Genomic DNA, 6567 nt, shown 5'->3' with positions numbered 1-6567 from the left:
CGGCCGGTTGGCCGGGTTCATGTCGAGTGCGTGCCGTTTCCGTTCGGCCTGCTGCCAGCGCAGCGTCATCGCCGTCCCCGCTCACGCCCGGCCGCGGTGCGCGCCTCCCCACGGACCTTCGTCCGCCGCTCTTTTGTACTCAATTCGCTGGCCTTCCCATCACGTTCAACCTTGGTGCGTGAACCATAGTTGTGGTTCACGCACCAGAACGGCAATAGCCCGGACGGTTGAACCTGTGGAGGGCGCGAGGTGCTCTAGCATCTGGTGCATGGCTCGCACCAACACTCCTCGGGCGCACGCGCTTGGTGCCGCACTCAGGGAGCATCGCGAGGCAGCCGGTTTGACCATCCGCAAGCTCGGATCACTTCTGGACCGGCACCACACGGCCATAACTCGATGGGAGAACGGCCGGATCGCGCCGAGTGTGGAAGACACGGCGGCCGTGCTGGGGATTCTTGGTGTGACCGGTCCTGAACGTGACCGTCTGCTCGAACTCGCGCGTGATGCCGCCGACCCGAACTGGGTCGCTCCGGGGGTTCACCGTCACCTCGCGGCTCTGACCGAGTACGAACGCACCGCCATACGGATCACGAACGTGCAATTCGCGATGATCCCCGGTGTACTGCAGACCGCCGACTACGCCCGATCGATCATGCTGTCGGCGGGCGCGACCCTGGGCGAGGCAGAGCAGCGTGTCACGTACCGGATGGGCAGGCGCGACATCCTCACCCGCCACAATCCGGTCGAGTTCCACGCCGTCATTGGTGAAGCCGCACTGAGGTATCCGCCCTGTGAACGGTCCGTGATGCTGCAGCAGTTGCGTCACCTGCAGAAGATCGCCGCAGTGGACAACGTCACGGTGCAGGCGATCCCGCTGACTCTCGGGTATTCCCCGGCGCTCGAGGGATCGTTCGTACTCCTCGAGTTCGATCGAGCGCGCCCGGTCGTCCAGTTGGAGCACTACCGATCGGCGACGACGCTCACCGATCAAGGGGATGTGCGGGATTACCAGACCGCGGCGGATAACCTCCGCCGGGACGCGATGAGCCCCACTGCCACAGCGGAGCTCATCGCGGAAGTGGCTGACGAGATGGAGCATTCGACATGAGCGATCGCCGTTGGCGGAAGTCCAGCCACAGCGGCAACCAGGGAGACTGCGTGGAGATCGCACTGGGCGAGCACGCGGAGGTCCGAGACACCAAGGACCGAGATGGCGGTCAGCTGATCGTCACCGCCACCGCGTGGCACACCTTCACCGCGAACCTCAAGCGCAATCACTGACAGCAGTCACGACAGCGGCCTCCGGAACCACACTCCGGGGGCCGCTTCCGTTGGGCCCTGCCCACGCGTCTCCGGTGCACCTGAGTGGGGCTTGTGGCCACACCGATGTCGATTCGTGATTTCCTGGTCGGGTGAGCGAAACTCCTACCCGGCCCGGTCCGCCCTGGCTGGCCGTGCGGACCTCGTTGGGGCGGTTGTCGATGCGCCCCCGGTCCATCGTGCTGCTCGTGGCGGTTCCACTGCTCGCGGTGATCGCCGGGGTGGTCGGCTGGCTGGCCGACTGGCGCCTCGGCGTCGACAGCGCCGTGTACCGGGCAGGGGCGTTGACCCTGCTGCAGGGGGAACCGCTCTACGAGGCCAACACGCTCGATCCCGAGCCGTGGTGGGCGCTGCTGCCGTTCACCTACCCGCCGACGGCGGCGCTGCTGTTCGTGCCGCTGGCCATCCTGCCGATCCAGGTCGCGTGGGGCGTGCTCGCCGCGGCCTCGATCATGTCGATGGCGCTGGTGATCCGGGTCGCGGTCGCGACGCTTCCCCGGCCTGGCGGTGAACTGCCCCGCTGGGCCTCGCCCGCGCGCACCACACTGATCTTCTCCGTGCTGTTGCTCGCACTGGAACCGGTGTGGCGAACGATCTTCCTCGGTCAGATCAACCTGATCCTGATGGCCCTGATCGTGCTGGACGTGCTGGTCATCAGCGCGCGTGGGTCCCGGTGGGGCGGGATACTGGTCGGAGTGGCAGCGGCGGTCAAACTGACGCCGCTGATCTTCGTGCCGCACCTGTTGTTCACCGGACGCCGGATGGACGCGGCGCGGGCAATGATCACCTTCGTGGTGTTGCAGGGCCTGATGTTCGTGATCGTGCCCTCCGACGCGTTGCGCTTCTGGTCACACACCATCTTCGACACCGGACGAATCGGACCGATTCACTGGGCGGGCAACCAGTCGCTGAACGGCCTGCTGAACCGGCTGACCGATCTCGCGCCCTGGGCGTCGGCCGCGGCGCTCGGCATCGGGGCACTGCTGGCCCCGCCCGCGATCTGGCTGATGCTGCGGTTCCACCGCAGGGGTCAGCCGCTGGCCGCGTTGCTGGTGACGGCGTTCTACGCGCTGCTGATCTCGCCGGTGTCCTGGTCGCACCACTGGGTGTGGGCGGTCCCGCTGATCGTGCTGCTGGTGTCGCGGCTACCGCATACCTCGCCCGCTGCGGGGTGGCGGCGCTGGCTGGCGGCGGCCGGTGTTTCCGCCGTGTTCCTCAGTTGCGTGCTGCTGGTGATGCCGAACGGGCGCAACATCGAACTGCACTGGCAGGTATGGCAGTACGTGGTGGGCAGCGCCTACCTGCTCGTGCCGGTCGTGTTGATCGGCGTGCTCGCGATCCGGTGGGTCTGGCGGCGCCGGAACTCGCCGCCAGGTGATTCGGGCGACGAGACCGCCGGTGAGCTGCGGCGGGACCGGCAGCTACTGTGAACTCGCTATGGACACACGTACCGGACTTCCCATCGTCGGCATGGTCGGAGGCGGCCAGCTGGCCAGAATGACCCACCAGGCCGCCATTTCCCTCGGCCAGTCCCTGCGCGTACTCGCGGCAGGGGAAAACGACTCGGCCGGTCTCGTGGCAGGCGAGGTGGTGCAGGGTCTGCACACCGACATGGAGGCGCTGCGCTCCTTTGCCGCAGGCGTCGACGTGCTCACCTTCGACCACGAGCACGTGCCCGGTGACCATCTGCTGACGCTGATCTACGAGGGCGTCGTCGTCCGCCCCGGCCCGGAGGCCCTGCGGCACGCGCAGGACAAGCTGGTGATGCGGCAGCGGATGACGGCGCTGGGGGTCCCCGGCCCGCCGTTCGCGGAGGTGACCTCCGTGGACGACGCACTGAAGTTCGGTGCGGAGCACGGCTGGCCGGTCGTGCTGAAGGCGGCCCGGGGCGGCTACGACGGTCGCGGTGTGTGGATCCTGGAGTCCGAGCGCGCGGCGGCCGACCTGATTCCGGAACTGCTCGCTGCCGGAACTCCGTTGCTGGTGGAGACGAAGGTCGAGATGCGCCGCGAGCTCGCCGCGCTGGTCGCCCGCTCGCCGTTCGGCCAGGGCGCGGCGTGGCCGGTCGTGGAGACCGTGCAGTCCGGCGGTATCAACACCGAGGTGCTCGCACCGGCCCCCGGGCTCAGCAGGGATCGCGCGCACGAGGCGCAGAACCTGGCGTTGCGGATCGCCGAGGAGCTCGACGTGGTCGGCGTGCTGGCCGTCGAGCTGTTCGAGACCGAGGACGGTCTGCTGGTCAACGAACTCGCCATGCGGCCGCACAACTCGGGGCACTGGACCATGGACGGCTCCAGGACATCGCAGTTCGAGCAGCACCTGAGGGCGGTGCTCGACTACCCCCTCGGCTCGACCGATCTCATCGCGCCCGCCTGCGTGATGGCCAACGTCCTCGGCGCCGAGACCGCACCGGAGATGGGTCCCGACGAGCGCCTGCACCATCTGTTCGCCCGGTTCCCCGAGGTCAGGGTGCACTCCTACGGCAAGGGTGAACGACCCGGGCGCAAGCTCGGACATGTGAACGTCTACGGCGACGATATGAGCGACCTGCGGGAGCGAGCCCGCCTCGCGGCGCACTGGCTCTCCCACGCGGAGTGGCTCGACGGCCACGAGATCCACTGACGGGCACGGGGAGAGGGACACGATGAGTGAGCAGGTCAAGCCGGTAGTCGGTGTGATCATGGGCAGCGACTCGGACTGGCCGGTACTGGAAGCCGCCGGTACCGCCCTGGACGAGTTCGCGGTGCCCTACGAGGTCGGCGTGTATTCCGCGCACCGCACACCGCAGCGCATGCTGGACTACGCGAGCAGCGCCGCTGACCGGGGCATCAAAGTCATCATCGCGGGGGCAGGCGGCGCGGCCCATCTGCCGGGGATGGTGGCCTCGGCCACCGTCCTTCCGGTGATCGGCGTGCCGGTGCCGCTGAAGTACCTGGACGGCCTCGACTCGCTGTTGTCCATCGTGCAGATGCCCGCCGGCGTCCCGGTGGCGACGGTGTCCGTCGGCGGCGCACGCAACGCGGGCCTGCTCGCCGTGCGCATCCTGGCCGCCGCCGACGAGTCCCTGCGCGTCCGCATGGCTTCGTTTCAGGCCGAACTGGAACAACTGGTGCTCGACAAGGACGAGGCATTGCGGTCGCGCGTTCAAGGCTGACGCGGTCGTGGTCAGTTCGCGGCGATCTCGCCCGGCGGCTGCTCCAGTTGTGCCCGCAGTTCGCGCTTGAGGACCTTGCCCGCCGCCGAGACCGGGATCTGTTCGACGAAACGCAGTTCGCGTAGCCGTTTGTAGGGCAGGACCTGCGCGTTGACCGACTCCATCAACTCGGCCTCGCCGGTCTCTTCGTGCCCAGGCGCCCGGACGACGAACGCTACCGGCAGTTCACCGACGTCGGCGGATCGTCTGCCGACCACGGCGGCCGTGACGACCGAGGGCTGGGCGACGAGCAGTTCCTCCAGTTCCCGGGGATAGACGTTGTATCCCTTGTAGAGCAGCATGTCCTTCTTGCGATCCACAATGGATAGATAACCGTCCTCGTCCACCATGCCGATATCGCCGGTGTGCAGCCAGCCGTCGTCTAGCGCGGCCGCGGTCTCCTCCTGCCGCTGGTGGTAGCCGGTCATCACCTGCGGCCCGCGCAGGCAGATCTCCCCGTGGATGCCATGTGGCAGCGGGTCGCCACCCTCGACGGGCACGACCTTGACCTCGGTGTCGAAGATCGGCAATCCCACCGAGCCCACCTTCCGGGTGCCCGAGCGCCAGGTCGGTGACAGGACCGCGGCCATGGTGACCTCGGTGAGGCCGTAGCCCTCGCTGATCACCGCGTTCGGCAGGCGGCTGGACAGCGCCCGGAACATCTCCATGGGCATCGGTGCGGCGCCGGAGCTGACCGCGCGCACGGCCGAGAGATCGCGCGTGTGGAACTCCGGGCAGGCGAGCAGGGCGGCGAAGAGCGCCGGGGCGCCGCCGAGGGTGTTGGCCGCGCGCCGCTCCGCATCGGCGGCGTAGTGGACCGGATCGAACCGGTCGTGCAACACCACGGTGCTCCCGGTCAGCATCGGGATGATCAGTGAGCCGATGGTGCCCATCGCGTGGAACCACGGGGTGAGGTTGATACCGATCCCGGTGCCGAGCCGGATCGGCCACTCGTCTGGCGAGCCGATCTGGTCCAGTCGCGGGTTGCCGTCCGCGTCGAGCGTGGGCACCGAACCCGAACCCCAGCAGGCCGTCTGCAGTGCGTTCACCACGATGTTGCGATGGGGGAGCCGGACACCCTTCGAACGGCCGGTGGTCCCGCCGGTGTAGGCCAGATGCGCGAGGTCCGCAGCCGGTTCGAGGGTGACTTCGGGCGGGTTCGGCGGCAGCTCCGCGTGGAACGCCTGGAACTCCACCTGACCCGCACCGAGGCTGCCGATCGGGCGGTCGACGACGACCAGCCGGATGTTCGTGTGCTCCCGGACACCGGTGAGCGCGGCGGCGACCGGGCCGAACGTGACCGCGGCCGTCGCGTTCGAATCCGCCAGCTGGGCGGCGAGGTCCTTCGGCGGTAGCAGCGGGTTCGCCGGGGTGAAGGTCGCTCCGGCCAGCATGGTGCCGAAATACGCAACCGGGTAGGCCAGGCAGTTGGGCAGGTGCAGCGCGACGGTGTCGCCGCGACCGATGCCCTGTGCGGCGAGGGCCGCGGCGAACCGGGCGGCCGCGGTGCCCACCTCCGCGAAGGTGAGGGCCCGGTCACCGTGTACGTAGGCGGGGCGGGCCCCGAAGCGCGCCGCGCCCGAAGCGAGTAGCGCCCCGACCGGGGCATCTGGGTAGGAGAGGGAGTCGGGAAGGCCAGGAGGACACGGTGGGGACGTGATCGCCATCACCTGACCGTACGAACAATGCGGGCAATAACACAAGCTGCATTCAGTAAACGACGACTAACATCGATGGGCAGTACGTATCCGATCGAGAAGGGTGACGCGAATGACTGACGGCACCGGGCTGTACCAGCTTGCTGAGGAGCACGAGGAGCTGCGGGCTGCCGTGCGTTCGCTCGCGGAGAAGGAGATCGCGCCGTACGCGGCGGAGGTCGACGAGCAGGAGCGTTACCCGGTCGAGGCCCGCGCGGCTCTGGAGAAGGCCGGTTTCAATGCGGTGCATGTTCCGGAGGAGTTTTCGGGGCAGGGTGCGGATGCGGTGTCGGCGTGCATTGTGATTGAGGAGGTCGCGCGGGTTGATGCGTCGGCGTCGTTGATTCCTGCGGTGAA

Annotated in this window: 7 protein-coding genes; 6 read left to right on the top strand and 1 reads right to left on the bottom strand. The window is 68.2% G+C overall.

The genetic code is table 11. The annotated features are described in order from the left end of the window. Positions 1 to 268 precede the first annotated feature (268 nt). The 5 genes from D0C15_RS33565 to purE all read left to right on the top strand — a co-directional run bounded on the left by D0C15_RS33565 (position 269) and on the right by purE (position 4474). On the top strand, positions 269 to 1108 hold the full coding sequence (locus D0C15_RS33565) for a helix-turn-helix domain-containing protein (RefSeq protein ID WP_116052062.1): 840 nt from the start codon (positions 269 to 271) through the stop codon (positions 1106 to 1108). Beyond that, positions 1105 to 1281, top strand: coding sequence for a DUF397 domain-containing protein (locus tag D0C15_RS33560; RefSeq protein WP_116052061.1), 177 nt, complete (start codon positions 1105 to 1107; stop codon positions 1279 to 1281). The genes D0C15_RS33565 and D0C15_RS33560 overlap by 4 nt, the downstream gene beginning before the upstream one ends. Positions 1282 to 1481: 200 nt before the next feature. After that, entirely contained in the window at positions 1482 to 2750 is a 1269-nt protein-coding gene (locus D0C15_RS33555) for a glycosyltransferase 87 family protein (RefSeq protein WP_116052060.1), read from the top strand. A gap of 7 nt (positions 2751 to 2757) precedes the next feature. Beyond that, positions 2758 to 3942 carry a 5-(carboxyamino)imidazole ribonucleotide synthase gene (locus D0C15_RS33550; protein ID WP_116052063.1) on the top strand — a complete coding sequence of 395 codons (1185 nt, stop codon included), beginning with the start codon at positions 2758 to 2760 and terminating at the stop codon, positions 3940 to 3942. Positions 3943 to 3964: 22 nt separating this feature from the next. Beyond that, positions 3965 to 4474 (top strand): 5-(carboxyamino)imidazole ribonucleotide mutase, encoded by a 510-nt coding sequence (gene purE, locus D0C15_RS33545; protein ID WP_116052059.1) that lies wholly within the window; start codon positions 3965 to 3967, stop codon positions 4472 to 4474. Between the two features lie 11 nt (positions 4475 to 4485). Here the strand turns inward: purE and D0C15_RS33540 are convergent, their stop codons facing one another. Further along, positions 4486 to 6180, bottom strand: a complete 1695-nt coding sequence (locus tag D0C15_RS33540) for a class I adenylate-forming enzyme family protein (protein ID WP_116052058.1) — start codon at positions 6178 to 6180, stop codon at positions 4486 to 4488. Positions 6181 to 6283: 103 nt separating this feature from the next. On the opposite strand from D0C15_RS33540, the gene D0C15_RS33535 reads away from it, so the two are divergent. Further along, on the top strand, positions 6284 to 6567 hold a 284-nt coding region (locus D0C15_RS33535), incomplete at its 3' end, for an acyl-CoA dehydrogenase family protein (protein ID WP_162830400.1).

The organism is Amycolatopsis palatopharyngis (genome assembly GCF_003385185.1).
Lineage (GTDB): Bacteria > Actinomycetota > Actinomycetes > Mycobacteriales > Pseudonocardiaceae > Amycolatopsis > Amycolatopsis palatopharyngis.
The sequence above is the reverse complement of the archived record's forward strand: the minus strand, read 5'-3'. Positions and strand labels throughout refer to the sequence as shown.